This window comes from Actinopolymorpha sp. B11F2, from assembly GCF_040195635.1.
Lineage (GTDB): Bacteria > Actinomycetota > Actinomycetes > Propionibacteriales > Actinopolymorphaceae > Thermasporomyces.
Genome location: NZ_JBEFTX010000006.1, coordinates 111,567 through 135,580 on the forward strand (window position 1 = coordinate 111,567; position 24,014 = coordinate 135,580).

Consider the following 24,014-nt stretch of genomic DNA (forward strand, 5'->3'; position numbering starts at 1 on the left):
TGCTCAGCGTGGTCATTTGCGGCGGTGGGCGTGGTCATTTGCGGCGATCAGCGTGGGTCATTTGCAGCTATAGCGGGCGCGTTGTCCCGGCCCAGACAAGCTCTGCTCGTCTTCGTCCGAGCCGGGTCTCGCCGAGCCGAGCTGGCCGCGCCGGCGCCGCTACGTGCGCTACTTGGGCCGGCGGCGGGCTCCGGACTTGCGTTCGGACGGCTTCGTCACCGGGTCGCCGGCCTCGATCTGCGCCGCTCGGCGCGCGGCACCGAACTCCGCAAGCGCCTCGGCCAGCGCCTCGATCGACGGTTGTTCCGGCTTCACATCGACCCGGAGGCCGTGTTCGCCGGCCGTCGCCGCGGTCTGCGCGCCGATCGCCGCGATCACCGTGGTGGCGTGCGGCTTGCCGGCGATGCCGACCAGGTTGCGTACCGTCGAGCTCGACGTGAACGCCACCGCGTCGAACTTCCCGGTCTTGATCGCCTCCCGGATCGGTGCCGGCGGAGGCGCCGCACGCACAGTCCGGTACGCCGTCACGTCGTCGACCTCCCAGCCCAGCTCGACCAGGCCAGCGACCAACGTCTCGGTCGCGATGTCGGCCCGCGGCAGGAAGACCCGGTTGATCGGGTCGAGCACCCGGTCGTAGGGCGGCCACTCCTCGACCAGCCCACGGGCGGAGTGCTCGCCAGTCGGCACCAGGTCGGGCTTGATGCCCCACGCCTGGATCGACTCGGCGGTCTTGTCCCCCACCGCGGCGATCTTCAGGCCGGCGAACGCCCGGGCGTCCAGGCCGTACTCCTCGAACTTCTCCCGCACCGCGCGGACGGCGTTGACCGACGTGAACGCCACCCACTGGTAGCGACCCGTGACGAGTCCGGTGATGGCGCGGTCGAGCTGCTGCGGATTGCGCGGCGGCTCCACGGAGATGGTCGGCACCTCCTCGGGCACCGCGCCGTACTGGCGGAGCAGCTTCGACAACACGCCGGCCTGCTCGCGCGTGCGCGGCACCAGCACCCGCCACCCGAACAGCGGCTTCGTCTCGAACCACGACAGCTTGTCGCGAAGCGCCACCGCCGAGCCAACCACCATGACGAACGGACCGACCAACCGGGACGCCTTCACCTCTGACGCGAGGGTCTCCAACGTCGCCTCGACGGTCCGCTGGTCCGTCGTCGTACCGCTCGTCGTCACCGACACCGGCATCGACGCGTCGCGGCCGGCTTTCATCAGTAGCCCGGCGATGTCCTTGAGTCCCTCGGTGACTCCGGTGAGGACCAATGTCGCCGAGCCCTCTGCGAACAGCTCCCAGTCCGGCTCGCCGGCCGTGACGTCGACGACCCGTGCCTCCCGGACCTTCGCCGTCGTGAGCGGCGTGCCCGCATAGGTGGGTACGGCGGTCGCGATCGGCAGGCCCGGCGTCACCTCGAACGGCACATGATGGCGTACGAACGCCGCCACGTGCTCCGCCGCGTGCCCGTCGAGAAACGGGTCACCGGCGTACATACGTACGACGTGCTTGCCGTCCTTGGCGTGCTTGGCCAGCACGCGGCCGGCCTCCGCCGGAGTCACGGCGTGCTCGGTCAGCTCGATGCGTTCGGCGTCGGAGCTGACATGAGCCGTGACAAGCGCGTCAAGCGCTTCCAGCTCACCAGCGACGACATCCGCCCGCCCGAGCAGCTCCTTGGCCCGCCCAGTGACGAGCGCCGGATCACCCGGCCCGACACCTACGAACGACACCGAGCCCTGGCCCTGCTTGCCCACCGGATCGACCCCCTGGGCCCTCTGAGTTTTCTTTGTGGTCTGCTTCTTCGCGGTCACGTGACGCGTTCCTCGATCAAACGGTTGGCACCCTCGGTGAGCAGAGCGGCCGCAAGGGCACGCCCGAGCTCCTCCGCTTCTTCCCGAGGCCCCGATGTGGACAGTCGGACGGTTGCGGAGCCGTCGACGGCCGCCACGACGGCGTGGAGGGAGAGGTTGTCTCCGTCCGCCCCGGCGATGGTGTCGGCGAATGCTCCCATGGGCGCGCTGCAGCCCGCACCCAGTGCTGCCAGCACTGCGCGCTCGGCCGTCACCGCGGCCCGGGTGCGCGGGTCGTCGAGACCGGCGAGGACGCGCACCACATCCTCGTCGGCGTTCCGGCACTCGACCGCGAGTGCGCCCTGCCCGGGGGCCGGGACGAACTCGGTCGGGTCGAACGTTTCGGTGATCTCGTGGGCGCGGCCGAGCCGGGTGAGACCAGCGCGAGCGAGAACGACGGCGTCGAGCTCGCCACTACGTACCTTGCCGATCCGGGTGTCGACGTTCCCCCGGATCTCCACCAGCTCGAGGTCATCCTTGCCGCTCGATCGGAGCAGCGCGAGCCGGCGCGGCGAGCCGGTGCCGACGCGGGCACCAGGCGGCAGTGTCGCGAGCGTCAGTCCGTCGCGCGCGACGAGCGCGTCCCGGGGGTCTTCCCGGGTGGGTACGGCGGCGATCGCGATCTCGTCGATCGGCTGCGTCGGCAGATCCTTCAGCGAATGGACGGCGACGTCGATCTCGCCCCTCAGCAGGGCATCGCGCAGGGCGCCGACGAAGACACCCTGACCGCCGATCCGGCTGAGCAGACTCGTGCGATCGCGGTCGCCGTCAGTGGTGACCTCGACCAGCGTCGTGGCGACACCCGTCCGCTCCAACGCGGCTGCGATCGTGCGGGTCTGCGCCAGCGCCAGCGCGCTGCGCCGGGTCCCGATCCGGAGGGCCGTCATGGCGTCCCCTCCTCGTCCTGGGACGCGGCTGTCCCGGCAGACGCAGCGGTCCCAGCAGACGCAGCGGTCCCAGCAGACGCGGCGGTCTCAGCAGACGCAGCGGTTTCGGCAGAGGCGGCGGTCCCGGCAGACGCTGGGTGCTCGGTGACCTCGGCCGGCTCGACCGGCTCCGCACTGGTGAACGCCTCCACGGCTGCGGAGTCGAGGGCGAAGAGCTCCCGCAACGCATCGGTGTAGGACGTCTCGACCGTACGCTCGGCGAGTTCCTTCACCCGGATCGTCGGGATGTGCAGGAGCTTGTCGACCACTCGGCGTACGGCCCAGGCGACCTCGGAACGCGCATTGTCGTCGAGGTCGGGCATCCGCAGCGCCAGCCGCCGCAACTCGCTCTCGACCACGTCCGCGGCCATGCTCCGCAACGCCACGACGGTGGGTGTGACGGCCGTGGCGCGCCGGTTCGTGGCGAACTCCGCGACCTCCGCCGCGACGATCGCGCGTACGGCATCGACGTCAACGGGGCTTCCGGCCCCCGCCTGCGTACCGGCGAGGCCGGCCAGGTCGACGAGCGTGACCCCGGGCAGGTCGGCGACGGCGGGCTCGACGTCGCGCGGCATCGCAAGGTCGCACACGACAAGAGGCCGTCCTGGCCGCTCCGCGAGTGCGGTGCGGAGCGCCTCGGCGGGCAGCACCGTGCCCACCGCTCCGGTGCAGGAGACCACGATGTCGGCGGCCGCGAGCTCGGCGGCGATCTCACCCATGCCGACCGCCTGGCCCGCGACGTTGCCGGCGAGCCGATGGGCGCGTTCGGGGGTGCGGTTGGCGACTACGACGCGAGCGTCGTAGTCGCGATAGAGCGTGGTCGCCGCCAACGCAGCCATCGAACCGGCACCGATCACCAGCGCCCGGCGCCGGCTGAGATCCGCGAGCACCTGGGCGGCCTGGTCGAGCGCCGCGGTCACCACGGACCGCCCCGCCCGGCCGAGGTCGGTCTCGGTCTGCGCACGCTTGCCCACGCGGAGGGCGTGCTGGAAGACGGTGTTCAGGGTCGAGCCGATCGTCTCGGCATCCTGCGCGGAGCGCAGCGCTGCCTTCACCTGGCCGAGGATCTGAGTCTCGCCGACCACCATCGAGTCCAGCCCGCACACGACGGAGAACAGGTGGCTGACCGCACCGTCCTCATAACGTACGTACAGGTGCGGGGTGAGGTCAGCGGCCGACAGGTCCGCGTGCCGGGCGAGGAGCTCCGCCAGCTCCTCCACGCCACCGTGGAACCGCTCGACCTCGGCGTAGACCTCGATCCGGTTGCAGGTGGACAGCACCGCCGCCGCGGCGATGTGCTGACACGCGACCGCGTCGGCGAGGAGCTTGTCGAGCAGCTCCGGCGCCGGGACCACCCGTTCCAGCAGGGCTACGGGTGTGCTCCGGTGGGAGAGGCCGACGACAAGGATGCTCATGGGATGAGGGGTCCCCTCTCGGCAGAGAGTTCGTTCTCGGGCGGTTGTTCGTTGTCCCCCGGACGTTCACCGGTTGCCGCGAGGCCGGTCGTTGCGTCGGCCGGCAGGGTGGCGCGTTCGGCAGCGGACACACCCTGGCTGGGGGCCCGCCCGTTGTCCAGCGGTACGCCGTCGATCCGCGCGAGGCGTCCCGGCGTCGACAGGGCCTTGCGTTGCTCGTGGTAGGCGAGGATCTGCAGCTCGGTGGACAGGTCGACCTTGCGTACGTCCACACCGGGCGGGACGGTGAGCACCGTCGGTGCGAAGTTGAGCACGCTCGTGATCCCCGCCGCGACCATCCGGTCGCACACCTCCTGGGCCGCGGTGGCCGGCGTGGCGATCACGCCGATCGCGACGCCGTAGTCCTGGACGACCGACTCCAGCTCGTTGTACGCCTTGACGACGTGCTCGCCGATCCGCTCTCCCACCCGCGCGGGGTCCGCGTCGAGCAGTCCGACGATCCCGAACCCGCGGGAGGCGAAGCCTGAGTAGTTGGCGAGGGCGTGACCGAGGTTCCCGATCCCGACGATCACGACCGGCCAGTCCTGGGTGAGCCCGATCTCGCGGGCGATCTGGTAGCGGAGGTACTCCACGTCGTACCCCACCCCGCGAGTGCCGTACGAACCCAGGTAGGAAAGGTCCTTGCGCAGCTTCGCGGAGTTGACTCCGGCCGCCCGGGCGAGTTCTTCACTCGATGCGGTCGCGATGCCACGGTCGGCGAGTGCGGTGAGGGCGCGCAGGTAGACCGGAAGCCGGGCGACGGTTGCCTCGGGTATCCCACGGCTCGGGCGGGCCCCGGTGCCGTGTGGACGAGGGGGACGAGGCGAACTCACTTCACTCCTGTGGTCGGCGGGCGCCGCGACGACGGGGCGACGCCCCGGCTGATCGGGACTGCCCCGGCCGGCGCCAGCCCGATTGCACTGCCCAGCCTAGGACTTTGTGAACGTGCGAACAAAATCGAGCGCGCGGGCTACCTGATGCTCGAGGAGCATCGGTTCATGATCAGGAGGCAGAAATGGGGTTTTCCGGGACGGAAGGCCCTCGTTTCTGCCTGTTGATCATGAACCGGCCTCCGTAACTACGACCGCCACGACCATGGTCAACAGGGGTCGAGCCCAGCTGAGGTCAGAGGCCGAGGTGGAGGCCGAGGTCAGAGGCCGAGGTGGAGGCCGAGGCCAAGCCGAGGTCAGAGATCGAGCCCAGCCGAGGTCAGGCGAGTGCGGCGCGGAGTCTGGCCTCGTCGACGCGCCAGAAGTCGTGCTGGCGGCCGTCGACCAAGGTGACGGGAATCTGCTCCCACCAGCGCTGGTAGAGCTCGTCGTCGCTGGTGATGTCGATCTCCGCCCAGTCCACACCGAGATCGCCACACACAGCCTCGATCGTGGCCCGCGCATCGTCACACAGGTGACAGCCCGCCTTGGTATAGAGCGTCACTCTCGCCACTTGGTCGTCCGTTCCATGCCGTCGTCCGTTCCAGCTTGGCGCCCGTTCCACCTGATGCCCGTTCCAGCTTGGCGCCCGTTCCACCTGATGCCCGTTCCAGCTTGGCGCCCGTTCCACCTGACGCCCGTTCCAGCCTGCCAGTTCATGCCGGGGTCGTCCCGTTCCGCCGACCGGCCTTTAGGCCGTGCTCAGAGCCCAGCCGACGATGGTCCCCCGTGGGCTGCGTCGTCCGGTGCCGCTGCCGCCCGCCCAGAATTGGGGCGTTCCGAATTGGGGCGTTCCGGATCGGGGCGTTCCGAAGCCGGCTGGACGAACCGCAGCCGCGCCTTCGCCACGGTGCCGGACACCGATCTCGGCAGCGCGTCCACCACCGCGACAACGCTGGGCCGCTTGAACCGCGCCAGCCGACTGTCGCAGTAGGTGAGCACCTCCTCCGGCGTGACCTGGCGGCCCACCCGAGGCACGACGTACGCCTTCACCGCCTCACCGGTCAACGGGTCGGACATCCCGACGACGGCCGCCTCGGCGACGCTGTCGAGTTCGACGATGACGTCCTCGACCTCGCGGGGATAGACGCTGAACCCGGAGACGGTGATGAGCTCCTTCAACCGGTCGACCAGCACGAGGTCGCCGTCGGGATCGAGATAGCCGACGTCGCCGGTGGCGAACCAGCCCTTCTCACCCGGCGCGCCGGCACCGTCGGGCCAGTAGCCGGAGAAGAGGTTGTCCCCGCGTACCAAGATCTCACCGGGTTCGCCGGGCTCGACGTCGTTGCCCGCGTCGTCGACGATCCGCAGCTCGATTCCCGGTAGTGGGGCGCCGACCGAACCTGGTTTCACCCCGGCCGCAGCGCCGGCTCCGGCCGAACACAGCGTGCTCGTCACCGTCGGCGCCGCCTCCGTCAGGCCGTAGCCCTCCTGGACGACCAGCCGGGTCCTTTCCTCGATGTCATGGCGTACGGACGGAGGAAGGGGCGCGGCGCCCGACACCACCAGGCGTACGCCTGCGAGTCGTCCGGCCAGGTCCTCCTGGCGCGCCCAGCTGGCCAGCACCTGCGGCACCACCGGAAGCTGGGTGATCTTCTCCTGGGCGATGAGGTCGAGGGTGGCCGCGGGATCGAACCGGTCGACGAGTACGAGCGTCGCTCCGGCATGTACGACCATTCCGAGGACGCCGTTGAGTCCGTAGACGTGACAGAGCGGCATCAGTCCGAGAACCACGTCCTCGTGGCGCATCGGCGGCGGTTCGATCGCGGCGATCTGGTCGAGGTTGGCGCGTAGGGCGCGATGGGTGAGCATGACAGCCCGGGGCGCCTCGGTCGTACCCGACGTGAACAGCACGGCGGCGAGGGTCTCCGGGTCTGCGGGCGGCACGACCGGCGCGCTCGACGCGGAGGCGAGAAGCTCGTCGTAGTGACGCTCGCCCGCCTCGGCGGGGATACCGAGAGGGACCACCAACGTCGGGTCCGCGTCGTGGGCGGGATCGCGGTCACCCACCGCTGTGCGGACGGCAGCGATGCTGGTCGCGTCGGTCAGCACCATGCGGGCTCGCACCGAGGTGAGCGCCGCGGACACCTCGTCGGCGCCGCTGGTCGGGTCGATCGGGACAGCGACCAGGCCCGCTCTCAACGCACCAAAGTAGGCGGAGACGAACTCCACAGAATTGACGAGGGCAAGCGCGACCCGGAACCCGGCGACCAGACCAGCGCCGGTGAGCGCGGCCGCGGCAGCGTCAACGGCGGCGTCGAGCTCGGCCCAGGTCATCCGCCGGGCACCGCAGACGAGGGCGACACGATCGGGGTGAGCTTCGGCAGACTGCCGGACCAGCGCAGCGAGGTTGGTCACCGGCGTGCCCCCGTCGAGAAGTGCCCGGCCGCCTCGCCGGGCAGGACTTCCCCACTCGCGGGCTCCCACATGGTTACCGCCGCGGTCAGGCAGCCTCGGTGGGCTCGTTCCGATACCACGTCGGCGAGTCTGGCATACATCGAACGGCCATGCGGGACCATGCCCGGCGGACCGAGGCGGACCGAGGCGGACCGGACCTGCGACGCCGCGACTGACCGAGGCCGAACCGCCGACGTCGCCGAGGCCGAACCGCCGACGTCGCCGTGTCCGAACCGCCGACGTCGCCGTGTCCGAACCGCCGACGTCGCCGTGTCCGAACCGCCGACGTCGCCGTGGCCGGCCGACGCGGAGCCGGCCGACATCGCGGAGCCGGACGCTCTAAGCTCAGTCCACATGACGCCCGCGGAGGATGCGCGCAACGCCTCGTCCACCGGCCCTACAGACCTGCCCGGTTCGCAGCCACCTGGGTCCAAGTCGCCCAGTTCGAAGCCAGCCAGGTCCGGCAAGACCCGCAGGTCCACGTCAGCCGGGTCCACGTCAGCCGGGTCCACGTCAGCCGGGTCCACGTCAGCCGGGTCCACGTCAGCCGGGTCCACGTCGCCCGGTTCGAAGTCACCCGGTTCGAAGTCACCCCGTTCGCAGTCACCCAGCCCGACGTCACCCGGCTCGACGTCACCCGGCTCGACGTCACCCAGCTCGACGTCACCCAGCTCGACGTCACCGGAGTCACCGAAATCACCGGAGTCATCCAGCTCCGAGGCACCTATGCAGCCGCTGAACGAGCCACCTGCAGGCGCGGCGTTCTTCGATGTGGACAACACGTTGATGCGCGGGGCGTCACTGTTCTATCTCGCCCGCGGACTGCACACGCGCCGGTTCTTCTCGACCCGCGAGATCCTCACCGCCGGCTGGCAACAACTGCGGTTCCGGGTCGTGGGATCGGAGGATCCCGACCACATGCAGCGCGTCCGCGAGCAGGCGTTGGCGTTCATCGCCGGGTGGCCGGTCGCGGAGCTTCTCGAACTCGGCGCCGAAATCTTCGACGAGGGACTGGCGACAAAGGTCTGGCCCGGCACGGCCGCACTCGCCCAGCGTCACCTCGACCACGGCGAACCGGTCTGGCTGGTGACCGCCGCGCCGGTAGAGATCGCGCAGCTCATCGCCGACCGGCTCGGCCTGACCGGCGCGTTGGGCACCGTGGCGGAGTCGGTCGACGGCCTCTACACCGGCCGGTTGGTCGGTGACCTCATGCACGGGTCAGCCAAGGCCGACGCGGTCCGCGCGCTCGCCGAGGAGAAAGGTCTTGACCTCAGCCGCTGCTCGGCGTACTCCGACTCGGCCAACGACGTGCCCATGCTGTCGCTGGTGGGCACGCCGTACGCCATCAACCCCGACCGGCGACTCCGGAAACACGCCCGCGCCCGCGGCTGGCGGATCCGGGACTTCCGGAGGGCTCGTCGCGCTGCCAGGGCCGGGCTCGTCGCCGCCGCACTCGCCGGCGCAATCGGCGGAGCCGCTGCGGCTGCGGCGGCACTGAAACGCGGCAGCGTGCGTCGTACGGGAGGAAGAAGCCGCCCAGACCGCCGAACTACCTCCCGAGGGTGATCGTGCATTACAGAATGTTCCCGTCACGCCGGAACTTCCCTACGATGCGTGGTGGCAGGAACGGGTTCCGGCGAGCGGAGCTCGTGGGGGGTTTGAACGAACGCTGCGTAGGCCGAAACTTTCCCTGCTCGGGGGGCGGGAGCACACACTGATGCCGCACACCGAACGACCGACTCGTGCCGATCGAGCGGGTGTCGCCGAGCTTCTCGCACTCGTCCGCACGGTGCTGGCAGAGACGTTGGACCCGGGCCTTCGCCCGGTGCCCGTCCCCGCGGAGGGCTCGTCCGCCGCAGGTCGGTCGAGCGCGCTCAGGTGGGCATCCACCTCCTCGTCGTACGCCCCCGGCGACCACGGCTGGATGCTGCAGGCCTCCCATGGCGAGGCGGCGAAGGCGCGCACCCGGCGGGGCCAGCTGGCTTTCCAGCGTTCCGGCGTACGTGACGCGGGTGCACGCGAGGCGGAGGAGAACGCCCACACCACGCGGATGATCGCTCTCGTCGAGCTCGCCAAGAAGGGCGACGCGGAGGCGTTCGGGCAGCTCTACGACCACTACCTCTCCACGGTCTACCGCTACATCTACTACCGCGTCGGCACCCACGCGCTCGCCGAGGACCTCACCAGCGAGACGTTCCTGCGGGCTCTGCGCGCACTGTCATCCTTCCGCTGGCAGGGCCGCGACTTCGGCGCCTGGCTGGTCACGATCGCCCGTAACCTCGTCACCGACCACTACAAGTCCGGGCGGTTCCGGCTCGAGGTCGCGACCGGCGAGATCCTCGACTACGACTCCGCCGCCGACGGCCCCGAAGACGACGTTCTCTCCCGACTCACCAACGAAGCGCTCGTCCAGGCGCTCAAGAAGCTGGGTGCCGACCAGCAGGAGTGTCTGGTCCTGCGGTTCCTCAACGGGCTGTCGGTGGCGGAGACCGCGCAGGTGCTGGCCAAGAGCGAGGGTGCCGTCAAACAACTCCAGCTGCGTGCGGTCCGCAACCTCGCCAAGCTGCTTCCCGAGGGCATCCGATGACCGGCCACCGAGAACATGTTGTGAACATATGCACACGATGCGTATCAGGTCGTAACTCTCGAGGCCGCTGCTCGTTGAGCGAGATGTCCGGAACGTCTGAGGTGCGAAGTCTTGAGATCGCCCTCTCAACGCTTCAATCTCTGCTCCGAGGAGACCCCCGATGACCTCTCTCCTGGCCACTCGCCGGCGAGCTGAGGCATTCGCGCGCCTCGTCGAGGGGTCGAGGCGCTCTCATGACCCCAACGTCGCCCCGCTCCTCGAGCTGGTGGCGATGTTGCGGCCGGCGGGAGTCCAGCCTTCGGAGGGCTTTCGTACCTCATTGCGGGACCGACTGCTCGCCGTGGCGGCCGAACGCCCTCAGGATGCGATGCCGGACGCCCTGCCCATCCCTGCCGCCCGGTCTGCGGTACGCACGCCCACCCGCCTGCGGGTGGTGGCGGTGGCCGTATCGGTCGCCCTGGCCGGGGGCATGGTGGGAACCGCGGCGGCCGCCCGAAGTGCGTTGCCGGGCGAGCTTCTCTACACCATCAAGCGCGGGCTGGAGCAGAGCGAGGCGGCGGTCACGACCAACTCCGAGTCGCGCGGCCGGCAGTACCTCGGCCAGGCCACCACGCGGCTGACCGAGATCTCCAGCCTCACCGACCAGTCCGTACGCCCCGGCGACACCGACCGCCTCGCACTGAGCCAGTCGACCCTGGACGACTTCGCCCATGACGCCCGCCAGGGCGGCAATCTGCTGATCGAAGCCTCTCAGCTGAACGACAGCCCAGAGCCGCTCGTCCGGCTCCGCGAGTTCGTGGCCGCCGCCCGGCCGCAGCTGGAACTCATCCGTGAGGCGCTACCCGCTGAGGCCGGTGCCGCATATTCCGACGCGCTGGCCGTCCTGGACCAGCTCGACCAGCGGGCGCTCGAGCTCTGCCCGCAGTGCAAACCCGGTGCGGATGATCCTGACGGCGTGCTCGGCGGGCCGGCCGGCGGAGGTTCGACCGACACCGGGCCGGCCGGCGGCGACACCGACTCGACGCCGGACGACACCGCCACAGCGTCGACGGAGCCAGGCTCCACCGCAACGGGTGAGCCAGCTCCAGAACCGACCAGGGCCGGCCGACACTGGTTGCAGTTGCCACTTCCGTGGCCGATTGACCCGCGGCCGGGCCCGACCGTCAGGGTCGGCCTGCCGGGACCACCGGCACCTGGCCAAGGAACCGAGGTCTTAGCGATACCGCTCCCGAATCCGACGTCGTTGCCGTTGCCGCTCCCTGCTGAGCAGCCACAGCCGGCGTCGTTGCCGTTGGAGCTGCCCGCGGAGCCCGTGCGTACCGTGTCGCTGCCCTGGCTGCTGCCTGGCGGGATACCCGAGCCGCTGCTGCCCACCGGTGCGCCGCAGCCCGCGCCGACAGCGGATCCGAGCACGTCCGCGACGCCGAATCCAGGCCCCACTCCCACGAAACCGAACCCGACCGATTCGCCGACGCCTAGCCGGACCGAGCTGCCGTCTGAGGTGCCACCGGTCCTGCCGTCTCCCGACGACGAGGAAACCCCCACGTCGGGAGGCAGCATCTTCGACGACCTGTTCGGCCCACTGCTGCCCGGCTGAGCCTGAGCGTTCCGGGCCGGGCTGGGTTCGGACCCCGCCAGGTCAGAAGGCCTCCGGACGGTCGAGCAGCAATGCGTACAGCGTGTGCTGGATGGTTTCGCGTACCTGGTCGGTGAGGTCGAAGACCAGCATCGGGTCGTCGGCGGCGTCAGCGTCGTACCCATCGGTGGGGACGGGTTCGCCGAAGGCGATGATCCACTTGGACGGCAACGGCACCAGGCCCAGCGGGCCCAGCCACGGGAACGTCGGGGTGACCGGACAGTACGGGACGCCGAGCAGCCGGGCGAGCGGCTCGATGTTGCCGAGCATCGGGTAGGCCTCTTCGGCTCCGACGATCGAGCACGGCACGATCGGTACGCCGGACCGTAGCGCCGCCGCCACGAAGCCGCCGCGACCAAACCGCTGGAGTTTGTAGCGTTCGGAGAACGGCTTGCCGAGACCCTTGTAACCCTCGGGGAACACCGAGACGAGTTCGCCCGACCGCAGGAGCCGCTCCGCGTCCTCGGAGCACGCCAGCGTCGTCCCGCCCTTACGAGCGAGCTCGGAGATGAACGGCGTACGGAACACGAGGTCGGCACCGAGCATGCGGATGTGCCTGCGCGCCGGGTGGGTGTCGTGGACGGCGACGTGGGTCATGAGGCCGTCGAGAGGCAGCGTGCCCGAGTGGTTGGCGACGACAAGGGCACCGCCGACCGGTGGGATGTTCTCGATGCCGCGGACCTCGGCGCGGAACCAGGTCTGGTACAGCGGCCGGAGGATGGCCAGGAGGACGTTCTCTGTGAGATCCGGGTCGAATCCCAGCTCGTCGACCTCGTAGTCGCCGGTCAGCCGGCGCCGGGCGAACTCCAGGCCGGACGAGACCTTGGCCTGCCAGTCGTCACCCAGAGCGCGGGCGGCCACGTCCTGGGCGAGCAGGCTCAGAGTCTCCGCGATGACACCGGACGCGGACCGCGATTCGCCACCGCCGGCGGAGTCCTGCGTGCCTGATCGGGACCGCCTGCCGTCGCCGTCACCATCGGAGTGGTGCGTCCTGATCGGGATAACCTTCGCCTCGGACGAGTCAGCCATGGCGTTGTGGTACCCCGTTTACTCGCTCCCGCACACCGAGGAACTCTGCGGCCTGCTCTTCGGCGTTCCGAATCCGCCGGGCGCTCAGCATGCCCGCCTCGTGCGCTGCGACGAAGGCGTTGAACGCCTCCGGCGTCGTGTAGATGGGCTTGAAGCCCAGCTCCTCACGCATCCGCGTGGTGTCGACCCCCCGGCCGTAGGTGAGGTAGGACAACTGCTCGGGCGTGAAGTCGGCGACCCGGGCCGCCCGAAATGCCTGGCCGAACGTCGCCACAGCAAACGCCGGAACCGGTGCCGACGGGCGTCCCATCCGCCGGATCGCCTGCGACAGCATGAGAATCCGGTCGCCGGCGATGTTGAAGGTGCCTGGTACGTCGCTGATGGTGGCGAGCCGCAGGGCCTCCAGCAGGTCGTCCTCGTGGACGAACTGCAGCCGCGCGTCGAACCCGAGCACGGTGGGAACGACCGGGAGGGTGAAGTAGCGGGTGATCGGGGTCCGTACGCGCGGGCCCATCACGTTGGCGAACCGCAGCATGCTCACGACGACATCGGGCCGGCGCCGGGCGAACCCGCGCACGTAGCCCTCGACTTCCACCGCGTCCTTGGCGAATCCCGACCTTGGCAGGCCGCGGGGTTCCATGTCCTCGGTGAACATCGCCGGATCGTTGGGCGAGGCGCCGTAGACGGCGGTCGAGGACTTCACGACGACCTTGCGTACGGACGGCAGCCGCTGGCAGGCCGCCAGCAGCTGCATCGTTCCGATGACGTTGATCTCCTTCATCGTCGCCCGACCACCGGCATGTGCCGGTGCGGCGAGGACGTTGAGATGAACCACCGTGTCGACGTCCTCGCGGGCGAGCACCCGCGAGACCACGGGACTGCGCAGGTCGACGCGGACGAACTCGGCCGTGCCCAGGTCATGCCTTGGGGGTACGACGTCGACGCCGAGCACGCGGTCGACCTCCGGGTCGGCGGCGAGCAGGCGCGCGAACCGGCTCCCGAGGTCGCGGGAGACACCAGTCACCAATACAACGCGCGCCATCTGCGCCTCACCCCGTGGTGGACAGCTTCGACCTTACGGTGCACGCGATCAATCCCTGCTGCGGCACGAAGAGTTGCTACTTCCCCAGACGCCTACGCTGGACGCGGGTCTTCTTGAGGAGCTTACGGTGCTTCTTCTTGGCCATTCGCTTGCGACGCTTCTTGATGACAGAACCCACGCGGAACCCTTTCGGATTGTTTCGTACCCCGACGATTGCGCACCCGAACGCAGGACTTCCGGACCGTTTCCGACCGGCGTATGCGGGATGTGGACCGACGCGCCCTCACAGGGTACAGCTCACCGTCTGGCCGCTCCCCCGCGCTGCCTGGTGTCGACGTACGGCCCCGGGGCCCGTCCCGGCCGCCGCGCAGGTCTCACGTCCTCATCCACCCCGGCCTCCCACCAACCCGTGATCATGATCGTGATCATGAAGGTCCTGCGGGTCCATCGCCGATTTCCTTCATGATCATGGACCAGGCCCAGGGTCAGGTCGATGGGGCTGGTCAGGTCGATGGCGCGGGTCAGGTCGATGGCGCGCAGAGCAGCGATGGTGAGGGTCAGGGGTGGTCGGCGTCGAGGCCGTGGAGGGGAAAGACCGCCCGTCGGGTAGTACGAATCGTCCGGTCGATCTCGTCGCCCGGGTCGTAGCCGGCGGACCAGTCGGAGTACGAAGCGGACTCGCCGTCCGTCATCACCACGGGGGCGGTACGCCGGCACTCGACGGCCACCTGTTCTCGCCAGGTGGCTGGAGTCTCGGTGTTCGGATCGAGTGGACTCCCACCCGCGATGGCGAGCAGGTGACTCCAGGTCCGCGGCACGACGTCGACCAGGGCGTACCCCCCACCGCCCGTCGCCACCCACCGACCCTCGCACAGCTCGTGCGCGAGTTCGTGCACCGCGAGAGCGGCGGCCCGCTGACCGTCGACCGACAGCGCGAGGTGGGCGAGCGGATCCAGCCGGTGGCTGTCGCAGCCATGCTGGCTCACGAGCACCGTCGGCGCGAACGCGCGTAGCAGCGGCGGCACGACCGCGTGGAACGCCCGCAGCCAGCCGGCGTCATCCGTACCCCCTGGCAAGGCGACGTTGACAGCCGACCCTTCCGCGTCCGGACCGCCTGTCTCGGTGGGAAATCCGCTGAACCACGGGAACAGCGTCCGCGGCGTCTCGTGCAGGCTGATCGTGAGGACCCGGGGGTCGTCGTAGAACATCTCCTGTACGCCGTCGCCGTGGTGCACGTCGAGGTCGAGATAGGCGACCCGCGGGCATCCGGCGTCCAGCAGCCACGCGATCGCGAGCGCAGGATCGTTGTAGACGCAGAACCCGCTGGCCGCGGCGGGCATCGCGTGATGCAGGCCGCCCGCGACGTTGACCGCGTGCAACGCCTCGCCGGTCCAGACGATCCGCGCCGCCTCGACACTCGCGCCGGCGATGTGGGCCGACGCCTCGTGCATGCCGGTGAACGTCGGATTGTCCGACGTGCCGAGGCCCGCGTCCAGGTCTGTCAAGGCCGGGTTGACACTGCTGCGTTTGACCGCCTCGATGTACGCCGGTGCATGAACCCTGGCGAGCAGATCCTCCGACGCGACAGGTGCGGCCACCCGCCTGAGCCCGTCGGCCCCTTGGCCGGCACCGTGGCCGCCTCCGGAGCTGCCCGGGCCGTGGATGAGTCCCAGGTCGCTCGACAAGGCGACGGTGAGCTTGACGCGGATCGGTGCGAGGGGATGCATGGGCCCGAAGTTGTAGGCCGTCAAGTCCTCGTCATAGACCAGTCGCGCGGATCCTGTCATGGTGTCCAGCCTGCCCCAGTACCCCACCGGTGCGCGAGGTGACCCCGGCACGTCTGTGCGGTGTCAGGACTGTGCGGCGTCAGCGCGGTGCGGTGTCAGGACTGTGCGGTGTCAGGATTGTGCGGGGTCAGGGGCTGCCCGCGGGGTCAGGGGCTGCCCGCGGGGTCAGGGGCTGCCCGCGGGGTCAGGCCAGGTGCGGGCGAGGAGTGCCGCACCGACAACGCCGGACTCGTCGCCCAACTCCGCGGCCACGACCGTGGGCTTCCGCTGGAACGTCAGGCTCTCGCGCAGCGCGGCACGTACGGGCGCCAGGAGTTGCTCACCGGCGAGTGCGAGGCCACCACCGACGACGACCGTGTCGGACCCGAAGACGGTCACCGCACTCGCCAGAGCCCCGGCGAGCGCCGACGTCGCATCGGTGACAACCGCGACGGCAGCGGGATCCCCGGCCGAGGCTCGGCGCATGACCTCCGCGGCGGACAGGTCTGCCCTCGAGGTTCGTTCCTGGTAGCGGCGTACGAGGGACGTCGCCGACGCGACCGTCGCCAGGCAGCCACGCTGCCCGCATCCGCACGCGTCACCATCGGGGTCGACGACGACATGGCCCAACTGGCCGGCGTACCCACCACCGCGAAGCAGGCGGCCGTCGGCCACCACGCCGGCACCGATGCCGGTACCGAGTGTCACCAGAAGCAGGTCGGAGCTGCGACGTCCGGCGCCGACCTGCCATTCGGCAAGGCAGGCGGAGCGTACGTCGTGGCCGAGCGTCACCGGTAGCCCGGTCCGCGCGGCGAGGAGGTCCCGCACCGGGGTGTCACGCCAGCCGAGGTTGGCGGCCAGGACGGCGACGCCGCGCGGTTCGTCGATGATCCCGGGTACGGCGACGCCGAGGCCACCGATCTGCTCATCCTGGCGCAGTGCCTTGACGATCTCGGCGACGGCGGACAGGACGGCTTCGGGGTCGCTGCGATCAGGTGTCGGACACCCGGCCCTGGCCAGGATCCGCCCGGCGTCGTCCACCAGCGCCGCCTTGATGCGCGTACCGCCGACGTCGACCCCAATGACCCCTTCGTACGAACCAACCACGCTCACGCCGGCCATCCTGCCGGCGGACGCCGACGCTGGCGACCCCGGAGGGCTCGGTCCGAGACAGCAGGCGGTCCGAGACAGCAGGCGGTCCGAGACAGCAGGCGGTCCGAGACAGCGGTCGGGCGAAAGCCGCCACGGACGGGCAACCGCAACGGGCGTGGTGGTCCGGGCGGGACGGTCGTCGGTGGGTCCTATAGTCCGGGCTCATGGACCAGCCGCCAACGAGCCCCGCGTCCCGCTATCCCCTGCTGCACGCCCCCCAGCGCTGGGCATGGGCGGGGCTCGACGCGCAGTTCTCCACGGAGTCGCCGCCCGACGGGCTGGTCCAGAGCATCCACATCGTCGGCTTCGTGGGCGAGATGGTCGTGGTGTGCCGGACGGACGGCGGCGACTGGTTCCTGCCCGGCGGCACCCGCGAACCCGGCGAGTCGGTCGTACAGACCGTCGACCGGGAGATCGCCGAGGAGGCGGGCGCGCGGCGGATCGGCGCGTTGCGCTGGTTCGGCGCCCACCACTGCGTCGGTGACGGACCCGCGCCTTACCGGCCGCACCTGCCGCACCCGGAGAAGGCCTGGCTGTGGTGCCTGACCGAGGTGGTCCTCGACTCCTCGCCCACCAACCCACCCGACGGTGAGCATGTCGTGGAGGTACGCGCCGCGACCGTCGACGACGCGTCCGACCTGCTCCGCACCAACGAGGACTGGTATCCCGAACTTCTCGCCCTGGCCTGCGAGATCCGCTCCGCGACGACGCGACCCTGCGATGACACTGACCTGTCGGAGATCCCTCGCCGCACGACGTAGAGCAGTCAAAGCACGCAGCCCACGGCCGGCTTCCGGAGAGCGTGATCAGCCAAGCCGGCGGCCAGCGTGATCAGCTTGATGAGCGAAGCGGACGAACCATGTCGGCCTTGACGAGGCGTGGATCAGACGGATGAGGAACCTGCCCGCCGGTACGCACGAAGCCGCAGCGTGCGTAGAGGCGTTCGGCCGGAACATTGCCGTCGGTCACCCTCAGATGGACCCGTTCTGCGCCCTGGGTCCGCGCCCAGGCGAGGACCTCCTCGACCAGGGCCACACCGAGTCCGCGCCGCCGCGCACTCGGGCTCACCCACATGAAAACCAGATCGACCGTGGCGGCCGAGTCCTCCCCCGACTCCGCTGCCTGGTCGGCCCATCCGCCGCAGAGGCCCACCAGGGTGCGGTCGGTCCCGGGGCGGTCAGCTCCGAACCTGGCGCCGAACATCGCACTGCGGGCGGAGTCGCGCTCCAACCACCGCTGCCACTCGCGATCGGGCAGGGCCGCGGTCTGTTCGTACGTCGCACCGTACGCCCACGGCGCCTCACGCAGCGCCGTCAGGCGGATCTCCCGGAGTGCAGGCCATTCATCGGGCAGCAGCCGGCGGATGATCACATCGACCGGGTCTGCCCCGGCTGGGCTGGTCTCCAGATTGGCCATGGCCGGCATCATGGCAGCAGACAACCGAACCACGGCCACCGGATATTACGCACGAGCAACCACCAAATGTGGCGCTCACTGGAGTGGGCGGACCATCCCGATCACGGTCAGGCTCGGGTCGGAGAGAAGTGGCTCCCGCTCACCGGTACGCACGAAACCGCAGCGCTCGTACAGCCGCAGCGCCGCAAGGTTCCCCTCGGTCACCCAGAGGTGAAGGCGCTCGGCACCGATCGCACGTCCCCAGGCGAGGACCGGCTCCACCAGCACTTCGCCCACCCGGCGCCCTCGCGCGTTCGGACTCACCCACATCGACACGAGTTCCACAGTGCGCGCGGACGGGTCGTCGACGAATCCACCGCTCAGCCCGGCAAGTGAGCGGTCGGATCCGGCGAGGGCGGCGCCGAACGTCGCGCTCCTGGTGGACTCCGGCTCCAGCCGCCGGCGCCAGTCGCTCTCGGTGAAGGCGGCTTCCCTGGAGTACGTCGACCCGAAGGCCGATGGCGACTCGCGCAGGGCCGCCAGGCGAATGTCCCGCAGCACGCGCCAGTCGTCGGGCGTCAGGCGGCGAACCCGCACCGCAGCCGCGCCTGTCTCCGCGCGGTCGCCGGTCGACGCGCCCACCTCCACCTCGGTCATGCGGGCATCTTTCCAGCCGGGATGGGGGCGAGCCATCGGTTATCGTGAGGACGTGCGTACGCCACGACTCCTTGGTTGGCGGGCCGCCCAGGGCGGCCCGATATCCGTGCGTACGTAAGAGATCTCGTCCACGGCCGCCCCTCGCGCGGGCGGCCGACCTGTCGTGTGTGACAGCGCTGATGACCCCGCCGGGGGCGGCTTTCCACCTCCGAAGGAGCCCCCCATGTCCGCCACGACTGCGACCACGACGCCGGGCACCTCGCGCGGCGGTCTCGTATCCCCGGGCCTGCCCGCGACGCGCACCATCTTCTCCGGTATCAAACCGACCGGCCGACTGACGCTCGGCAACTACTACGGTGCGCTTCGCAGGTTCGTCGACGTCCAGAACCAGGCGAGATGCGTGTTCTCCATCGTCAACCTGCACGCGTTGACCGTCGAACATGATCCGGAACGGCTCCGGCAGCTCACCCGTGAGGCCGCGACGCTCTTCCTCGCCGCCGGGCTCGATCCGCAGGCCTGCGTCATCGTCCGGCAGAGTGACGTGCCGGCCCACACCGAACTGGCGTACCTCCTCGAGTCGACGGTGTACGTCGGCGAACTCACCCGGATGATCCAGTACCGCGAGAAAGGGCGCGGCCGACCGAAGACCCGCGCATCGCTGCTCACCTATCCGGCACTGATGGCGGCGGACATCCTGCTCTACGGCAGCACCGAGGTACCCGTCGGCGACGACCAGACGCAGCATCTGGAGCTGACCCGGACCCTGGCGGTGCGGTTCAACCGGACGTACGGCGAGGTGTTCGTCGTACCGGAGCTGAGTCGTGCGGTCGTGGCCGCGCGGGTGATGGACCTGGCGGCGCCGACCACGAAGATGAGCAAGGACGCCCCGGAGGACTCGATGGGCGCGATCCGGCTGCTCGACCCGCCTGATGTCGTACGCCGGAAGGTCATGCGCGCTGTCACCGACGCCGGCCGGGAGGTGCGGTACGACGTGGAACGCCAACCGGGGGTCGCGAACCTGCTCGACATCCTCGCGGCTTGCCGAGGCGGCACCGATCCCGCTGGCCTCGCGGGCGGATATTCGTCGTACGGCGCACTCAAACGCGATGTCGCCGACGCGGTGGTGGCGGTGGTGGAACCGCTGCGGACGCGGTACGCCGAGCTGGCAGCCGATCCGGGCTACGTCGAGGAGGCGTTGCGGCTCGGTGCCGAGCGAGCGCGGGCGATGGCGGCGCCGACCCTCGCCGCAGCCAAGGCCGCGATCGGACTGTAGCCGCCAGCCGCCACGGGGTTGTTGGAGGTTCGTCGGGATAGCGGGCGACGAACCTCCCACAGCTCGCGGACGGGGCGGAGGCGGGGCCGGTCAGTCGGCGGAGGCGGCGAGTTCGCGGGCCCGGTCGCGGGCGGCTTCGATCGCGTCGAGCACGGCCGCCCGCACGCGGTGGCTCTCGAGCTCACGGATCGCGCTGATCGTCGTACCGCCAGGCGAGGTCACGGCCTCCCGCAGCATCACCGGCGGGTCACCGGAGTCGCGCAGCATCACCGCCGCGCCGACCGCCGCCTGCACGATGAGGTCGTGCGCCACCTGGCGGGGCAGGCCGAGCAGGATGCCGGCGTCGGTCATCGCTTCGACGAGGTAGTAGAAGTACGCGGGACCCGAGCCAGAGAGGGCGGTGACGGCGTCCTGCTGCGACTCAGGTACCCGCAGCGTCTTGCCGAGCGGCTTCAGCATCTCCTCGGTGAGGGCGAGGTCGGCACCGGTCGCGTGCGAACCTGCCGAAATCGCACTCATCGCCTCGTCGACCAGGGCCGGCGTGTTGGACATCACGCGGACGACCGGAGTCGCGTCCGGCAGGCGCCGCTCGAAGAACGACGTCGGCAGGCCCGCACAGATCGAGACGACAAGCTTGCCCGGTGGCACCTTGGGCCCGAGGTCGGCCATCAGGACGGCGGCATCCTGCGGCTTGACGGCGATCACGAGGACGTCGGCGGCGGCGACGGCCTCATCGTTGGCGACGATCCTTATGCCGTACTGCGTGGCCAGCTGCTCGGCCCGCTCCTGCCGGCGTACGGTCGCGACCAGAGCGGAAGCCGGCCAGCCCGCGCGCAGGAGTCCGGACAGGATCGTCTCGCCCATCTTTCCTGCGCCGATGACGGCGATCGTGTGCTGTCCCACACTCATGCTCTTCTCGTCCTCACTTCGTACATCTCGATCGTGGTTCGGTCGCCGATCGTGAGCCGCGCCCCATGATCATGACGGAAATTCGGCAGTATGATCCCAAAAGCTTCATGATCACGATCATGATCACGGGGAACGGCGGGTACTGCGGGGCACCATGATCATGACGGTGATCATGTACCTGATCATGACGGTGATCATGAGCGGGTGACCAGGGAGCGCAGGAAGAACCCCGCGTTGGAGGGGCGTTCCGCGAGCCGCCGCATGAGGTACGGATACCACTGGTCGCCGTACGGCACGTAGACCCGCACTGTGTCACCGAGACCAGCCAACCGGCGCTGCTCGTCCGGCCGGATGCCGTACAGCATCTGGAACTCATAGCTCCCGCGCGACCGGTCATGGCGCATCGCCAGCGCCCCGGCGATCTCGACCAGCCGCGGGTCGTGTGTCGCGACCATCGGATAGCCCTGCCCGGCCATCAGGATCTTCAGACAGCGAACGTAGGCGCGATCGACGTCGATCCGCTTCTGGTACGCCACCGAGGGCGGCTCATGATAGGCACCCTTGCACAGGCGTACGCGCGAATCCTGGTGGGCGAGGTCGCGGCAGTCCCGCTCCGTGCGATGGAGGTACGCCTGCAGGACCGCGCCGGTCTGGGGAAAGTCGCGGCGTACCTCGTGCAGGATCGCCAGCGTCGAGTCGACCGTTGTGTGGTCCTCCATGTCGAAGGTCACGGTGGTGCCGGCATTCTGGGCGGCGAGGGCGATGGTGCGGGCGTTGTCCACCGCGATCTTGTCGCCGTCGACGCCGAGGGCCTGGCCGATCGACGACAGCTTGAGGGACACCTCGGTGCCGCGGGTGAGGCCGGCCCGGGCGAGCCGGTCGAGGACCGTGAGGTACGCCTTGGTCGTACGCTCGGCATCCTCACGGTCGCGGGTGTCCTCGCCCAGCCGGTCCAGCGACACGGTGAGCCCGTCGGCGATCAACCGGCGAGCCGCCTCGACCGCCTCGTCGGCCGTTTCCCCCGCGACGAACCGCGTCACGATGGCCGACGACACCGGCATGGTGGACACGAGCTTCTTCAGTCGGCGGCTCCGCGCGGCGGTCAGCAGCCCTTGCCGTAGTACCACGCTGGCCCTCCCATGTCCGTGCCCTCGCCCTGCCGTGGCTTGGTCCTGCCGTTGGCCTGGTCCTGCCGTGGGCTCGACCGACCGTGGGCTGCCCTGCCCTGGTTCACCCTGCCGGGACCAGCATGTCAGCGGCCACGGGTGGTTCGCACGTCAGTCCCGCGGGTGGCGGGCGGGGGCCGGCCTTCGCATGAACGGCGCCCCGCACCAAGACAGCCCCGCCTGGTGGGCCCAGAGGTTCGCATGAGGGTGCCCCTCCACCAAAGGGCCGCCACGTGAGGGTGCCCCGGGCGCGCTCAAGCATCGCGGCTCACCCGGAGTCGTCATGCACTGTCGGCCGGGGCGTGCTGTTCGAGGAACGCGTACACATCCGTCTCGTCCACCCCGGGGAACACCCCCGGCGGCAGGACGGCGAGCACGTGCGAGTGGGCCCGCGTCGACGGCCACGCGCGCCCCTCCCAGCGCGTCGACAGCTCCGCCGGCGGGTGCAGACAGCACGGCCCCGTCGGACACCGCGACGTCGCCCGGTTGGTCGTCTCCCGCCCGCGGAACCACCGCGACGACTCGAACGGAACCCCCAGCGTCACCGCGAAGTGCCGCTCCCGCCCAGGGTCGACGTGGGAGACACACCAGTGGGTGCCGTCGGGCGTGTCGGTGTACTGGTAATAGGTCGGATACCTGTCTGGCGAGGTGAAGACCTCCCGGCCCGCCCACCGCCGGCACATCCGCTGCCCCTCGATCGCGCCGGTCGCGTCGGAGGGGAAGAGCAACCCGTCGTTCTCGTACGCCTTGTAGATGATGCCGGCCTCGTCGTTGCGGACGAAGTGGCACCGCAGGTCGAGGTGCTTCGTCGCGAGGTTGGTGAACCTGTGCGCGGCCATTTCGTACGACACGGAGAACACGTCGCGCAGGTCCTCGACCGCGAGGTCACGATCGGCCTTGGCCTGCTGGAGGAACGGAACCGCGACCTTCTCCGGCACGAGCACGGCCGCCGCGAAGTAGTTGGCCTCGACCCGCTGGCGCAGGAAGTCGGCGAAATCGCGTGGCTGCTCGTGGTCGAGAACGAAGTGGCCGAGCGTCTGGAGCAGGATCCCGCGCGGGGTGTGCATGCCGAGAGACTCCCGGCGAAGGTAGATCCGCCGGTTGCGCAGGTCCGTGATCGACCGGACCGAACGCGGCAGGTCCTCGGCATACCGCACGGTGAACCCGCAGTGCAGCACGATCGCGGCGACGAGAGCGTCGGACAACGTGCCGCCCCGGTAGCCGACCGCACCCAGCGTGCGGACGGCGATCTTCTCGATCTCAGGGAAGTAGTTGCCGCGTTCGCGCATCTGCCGGCGAAGCTCGGCGTTGGCGATCCGTGCCTCCTCCGGCGTCGCCGTCGGCTTGGTGTCGCGGCGCTTGAGCTCGTCGTAGAGCCCGACCAGGTGTTCGAGGACCTCGGACGGCACCCGTGGGCCGACCTTGAGCGGCGGCAGCTCCAGCCGCTGGTAGAGCGGGTCGCGCTGGGCGTCGTCGAGGGCGATCTCCAGCTGCGCCCGCCGGCTCGGCGGCGCGGCGGACAGGAGCTCGTCCACGCCTACGTCGAGGGCCTCCGCCAGCTGGGTGATGAGGGAGAGCTTCGGCTCGCGGCGGCCGTTCTCGAGCAGGGAGAGCTGGGAGGCCGCCCGACCGACCCGGGCACCGAGGTCGGCGAGGGTCATCCGGCGCGTTCGCCGGAGATGCCGTAGTCGTTGGCCAAAGGTCGCTAGATGCAGATCATCTGGCAATGTATGGCTTCCTTCACACCGAATGTCCTGAGTAACTTGATACTACGAGAAGAACTACAGAAGTTTCCAGGCCAGATGCCCTGCCCTTTGTGTCTGCCCCTTCCAGACTCAGGACAGGAGC

20 protein-coding genes and 1 pseudogene are annotated in these 24,014 nt (G+C 69.9%); 5 read left to right on the top strand and 16 right to left on the bottom strand.

The features are described from left to right. Window positions 1–168 precede the first annotated feature (168 nt). From ABN034_RS13280 to ABN034_RS13305, 6 genes and pseudogenes are all read right to left on the bottom strand, one after another. Window positions 169–1,809 (bottom strand): bifunctional uroporphyrinogen-III C-methyltransferase/uroporphyrinogen-III synthase, encoded by a 1,641-nt coding sequence (locus tag ABN034_RS13280; RefSeq protein ID WP_502879037.1) that lies wholly within the window; start codon window positions 1,807–1,809, stop codon window positions 169–171. Further along, complete coding sequence (gene hemC / locus ABN034_RS13285) at window positions 1,806–2,735, bottom strand: hydroxymethylbilane synthase (RefSeq protein WP_349691305.1); 930 nt, start codon at window positions 2,733–2,735, stop codon at window positions 1,806–1,808. Before hemC ends, ABN034_RS13280 begins: the two co-directional genes overlap by 4 nt. Beyond that, entirely contained in the window at window positions 2,732–4,189 is a 1,458-nt protein-coding gene (locus ABN034_RS13290; RefSeq protein ID WP_349691306.1) for a glutamyl-tRNA reductase, read from the bottom strand. The genes hemC and ABN034_RS13290 overlap by 4 nt, the downstream gene beginning before the upstream one ends. 194 nt (window positions 4,190–4,383) lie before the next feature. Further along, a pseudogene (locus ABN034_RS13295) lies at window positions 4,384–5,061 on the bottom strand (redox-sensing transcriptional repressor Rex); the annotation flags it as partial. Window positions 5,062–5,437: 376 nt separating this feature from the next. Beyond that, entirely contained in the window at window positions 5,438–5,671 is a 234-nt protein-coding gene (locus ABN034_RS13300) for a glutaredoxin family protein (RefSeq protein WP_349330043.1), read from the bottom strand. A 188-nt stretch (window positions 5,672–5,859) separates the two neighbouring features. Beyond that, window positions 5,860–7,584: an AMP-binding protein gene (locus ABN034_RS13305; RefSeq protein ID WP_349691307.1), complete on the bottom strand. Its 1,725-nt coding sequence runs from the start codon at window positions 7,582–7,584 to the stop codon at window positions 5,860–5,862. Between the two features lie 696 nt (window positions 7,585–8,280). Between ABN034_RS13305 and ABN034_RS13310 the strand changes: the two genes are divergently transcribed. The 3 genes from ABN034_RS13310 (at window position 8,281) to ABN034_RS13320 (ending at window position 11,738) form a co-directional block, all read left to right on the top strand. Then, a complete protein-coding gene (locus tag ABN034_RS13310; protein WP_349691308.1) occupies window positions 8,281–9,120 on the top strand; it encodes an HAD family hydrolase in 840 nt (279 codons plus the stop codon). 151 nt (window positions 9,121–9,271) lie between these two features. Further along, on the top strand, window positions 9,272–10,141 hold the full coding sequence (locus tag ABN034_RS13315) for an ECF subfamily RNA polymerase sigma factor, BldN family (protein ID WP_349691309.1): 870 nt from the start codon (window positions 9,272–9,274) through the stop codon (window positions 10,139–10,141). Window positions 10,142–10,301: 160 nt separating this feature from the next. Further along, window positions 10,302–11,738, top strand: coding sequence for a DUF5667 domain-containing protein (locus ABN034_RS13320; protein ID WP_349691310.1), 1,437 nt, complete (start codon window positions 10,302–10,304; stop codon window positions 11,736–11,738). A gap of 42 nt (window positions 11,739–11,780) precedes the next feature. On the opposite strand, the gene ABN034_RS13325 is transcribed toward ABN034_RS13320, so the two are convergent. The 5 genes from ABN034_RS13325 to ABN034_RS13345 all read right to left on the bottom strand — a co-directional run bounded on the left by ABN034_RS13325 (window position 11,781) and on the right by ABN034_RS13345 (window position 16,727). Beyond that, window positions 11,781–12,806 carry a lysophospholipid acyltransferase family protein gene (locus tag ABN034_RS13325; RefSeq protein ID WP_349691311.1) on the bottom strand — a complete coding sequence of 342 codons (1,026 nt, stop codon included), beginning with the start codon at window positions 12,804–12,806 and terminating at the stop codon, window positions 11,781–11,783. Beyond that, on the bottom strand, window positions 12,799–13,848 hold the full coding sequence (locus tag ABN034_RS13330; RefSeq protein ID WP_349691312.1) for an NAD-dependent epimerase/dehydratase family protein: 1,050 nt from the start codon (window positions 13,846–13,848) through the stop codon (window positions 12,799–12,801). Before ABN034_RS13330 ends, ABN034_RS13325 begins: the two co-directional genes overlap by 8 nt. 76 nt (window positions 13,849–13,924) lie before the next feature. Continuing rightward, window positions 13,925–14,026 (bottom strand): 30S ribosomal protein bS22, encoded by a 102-nt coding sequence (locus tag ABN034_RS13335; protein WP_081683056.1) that lies wholly within the window; start codon window positions 14,024–14,026, stop codon window positions 13,925–13,927. A gap of 379 nt (window positions 14,027–14,405) precedes the next feature. Next, window positions 14,406–15,635: an acetoin utilization protein AcuC gene (locus ABN034_RS13340; protein WP_349691313.1), complete on the bottom strand. Its 1,230-nt coding sequence runs from the start codon at window positions 15,633–15,635 to the stop codon at window positions 14,406–14,408. Between the two features lie 165 nt (window positions 15,636–15,800). Continuing rightward, window positions 15,801–16,727 (bottom strand): ROK family protein, encoded by a 927-nt coding sequence (locus ABN034_RS13345; RefSeq protein WP_349691314.1) that lies wholly within the window; start codon window positions 16,725–16,727, stop codon window positions 15,801–15,803. Between the two features lie 203 nt (window positions 16,728–16,930). Here ABN034_RS13345 and ABN034_RS13350 point away from each other — a divergent pair, with 203 nt between their 5' ends. Further along, a complete protein-coding gene (locus ABN034_RS13350) occupies window positions 16,931–17,527 on the top strand; it encodes an NUDIX hydrolase (RefSeq protein WP_349691315.1) in 597 nt (198 codons plus the stop codon). 70 nt (window positions 17,528–17,597) lie between these two features. On the opposite strand, the gene ABN034_RS13355 is transcribed toward ABN034_RS13350, so the two are convergent. Beyond that, entirely contained in the window at window positions 17,598–18,182 is a 585-nt protein-coding gene (locus ABN034_RS13355) for a GNAT family N-acetyltransferase (RefSeq protein ID WP_349691316.1), read from the bottom strand. Between the two features lie 75 nt (window positions 18,183–18,257). Continuing rightward, entirely contained in the window at window positions 18,258–18,818 is a 561-nt protein-coding gene (locus ABN034_RS13360; RefSeq protein WP_349691317.1) for a GNAT family N-acetyltransferase, read from the bottom strand. A 223-nt stretch (window positions 18,819–19,041) separates the two neighbouring features. On the opposite strand from ABN034_RS13360, the gene trpS reads away from it, so the two are divergent. Then, window positions 19,042–20,091 (top strand): tryptophan--tRNA ligase, encoded by a 1,050-nt coding sequence (trpS, locus tag ABN034_RS13365; protein ID WP_349691318.1) that lies wholly within the window; start codon window positions 19,042–19,044, stop codon window positions 20,089–20,091. 90 nt (window positions 20,092–20,181) lie between these two features. On the opposite strand, the gene proC is transcribed toward trpS, so the two are convergent. From proC to ABN034_RS13380, 3 genes are all read right to left on the bottom strand, one after another. Further along, window positions 20,182–21,000 carry a pyrroline-5-carboxylate reductase gene (gene proC, locus ABN034_RS13370; protein WP_349691319.1) on the bottom strand — a complete coding sequence of 273 codons (819 nt, stop codon included), beginning with the start codon at window positions 20,998–21,000 and terminating at the stop codon, window positions 20,182–20,184. A gap of 194 nt (window positions 21,001–21,194) precedes the next feature. Further along, window positions 21,195–22,127 carry a proline dehydrogenase family protein gene (locus tag ABN034_RS13375; protein WP_349691320.1) on the bottom strand — a complete coding sequence of 311 codons (933 nt, stop codon included), beginning with the start codon at window positions 22,125–22,127 and terminating at the stop codon, window positions 21,195–21,197. 320 nt (window positions 22,128–22,447) lie between these two features. Continuing rightward, window positions 22,448–23,893, bottom strand: a complete 1,446-nt coding sequence (locus ABN034_RS13380; RefSeq protein ID WP_349691321.1) for a helix-turn-helix domain-containing protein — start codon at window positions 23,891–23,893, stop codon at window positions 22,448–22,450. Between the last annotated feature and the right edge of the window lie 121 nt (window positions 23,894–24,014).

Excerpts from the sequence above, each read along its gene's own strand:
- ABN034_RS13325 (WP_349691311.1), bottom strand. The coding sequence starts at position 12,806 with ATGGCTGACTCGTCCGAGGCGAAGGTTATCCCGATCAGGACGCACCAC.
- ABN034_RS13360 (WP_349691317.1), bottom strand. The coding sequence starts at position 18,818 with ATGACCGAGGTGGAGGTGGGCGCGTCGACCGGCGACCGCGCGGAGACA.
- ABN034_RS13290 (WP_349691306.1), bottom strand. The coding sequence starts at position 4,189 with ATGAGCATCCTTGTCGTCGGCCTCTCCCACCGGAGCACACCCGTAGCC.
- ABN034_RS13355 (WP_349691316.1), bottom strand. The coding sequence starts at position 18,182 with ATGGCCAATCTGGAGACCAGCCCAGCCGGGGCAGACCCGGTCGATGTG.
- ABN034_RS13310 (WP_349691308.1), top strand. The coding sequence starts at position 8,281 with ATGCAGCCGCTGAACGAGCCACCTGCAGGCGCGGCGTTCTTCGATGTG.
- ABN034_RS13320 (WP_349691310.1), top strand. The coding sequence starts at position 10,302 with ATGACCTCTCTCCTGGCCACTCGCCGGCGAGCTGAGGCATTCGCGCGC.
- hemC (WP_349691305.1), bottom strand. The coding sequence starts at position 2,735 with ATGACGGCCCTCCGGATCGGGACCCGGCGCAGCGCGCTGGCGCTGGCG.
- ABN034_RS13330 (WP_349691312.1), bottom strand. The coding sequence starts at position 13,848 with ATGGCGCGCGTTGTATTGGTGACTGGTGTCTCCCGCGACCTCGGGAGC.
- proC (WP_349691319.1), bottom strand. The coding sequence starts at position 21,000 with ATGAGTGTGGGACAGCACACGATCGCCGTCATCGGCGCAGGAAAGATG.
- ABN034_RS13340 (WP_349691313.1), bottom strand. The coding sequence starts at position 15,635 with ATGACAGGATCCGCGCGACTGGTCTATGACGAGGACTTGACGGCCTAC.
- ABN034_RS13315 (WP_349691309.1), top strand. The coding sequence starts at position 9,272 with ATGCCGCACACCGAACGACCGACTCGTGCCGATCGAGCGGGTGTCGCC.
- trpS (WP_349691318.1), top strand. The coding sequence starts at position 19,042 with ATGTCCGCCACGACTGCGACCACGACGCCGGGCACCTCGCGCGGCGGT.
- ABN034_RS13350 (WP_349691315.1), top strand. The coding sequence starts at position 16,931 with ATGGACCAGCCGCCAACGAGCCCCGCGTCCCGCTATCCCCTGCTGCAC.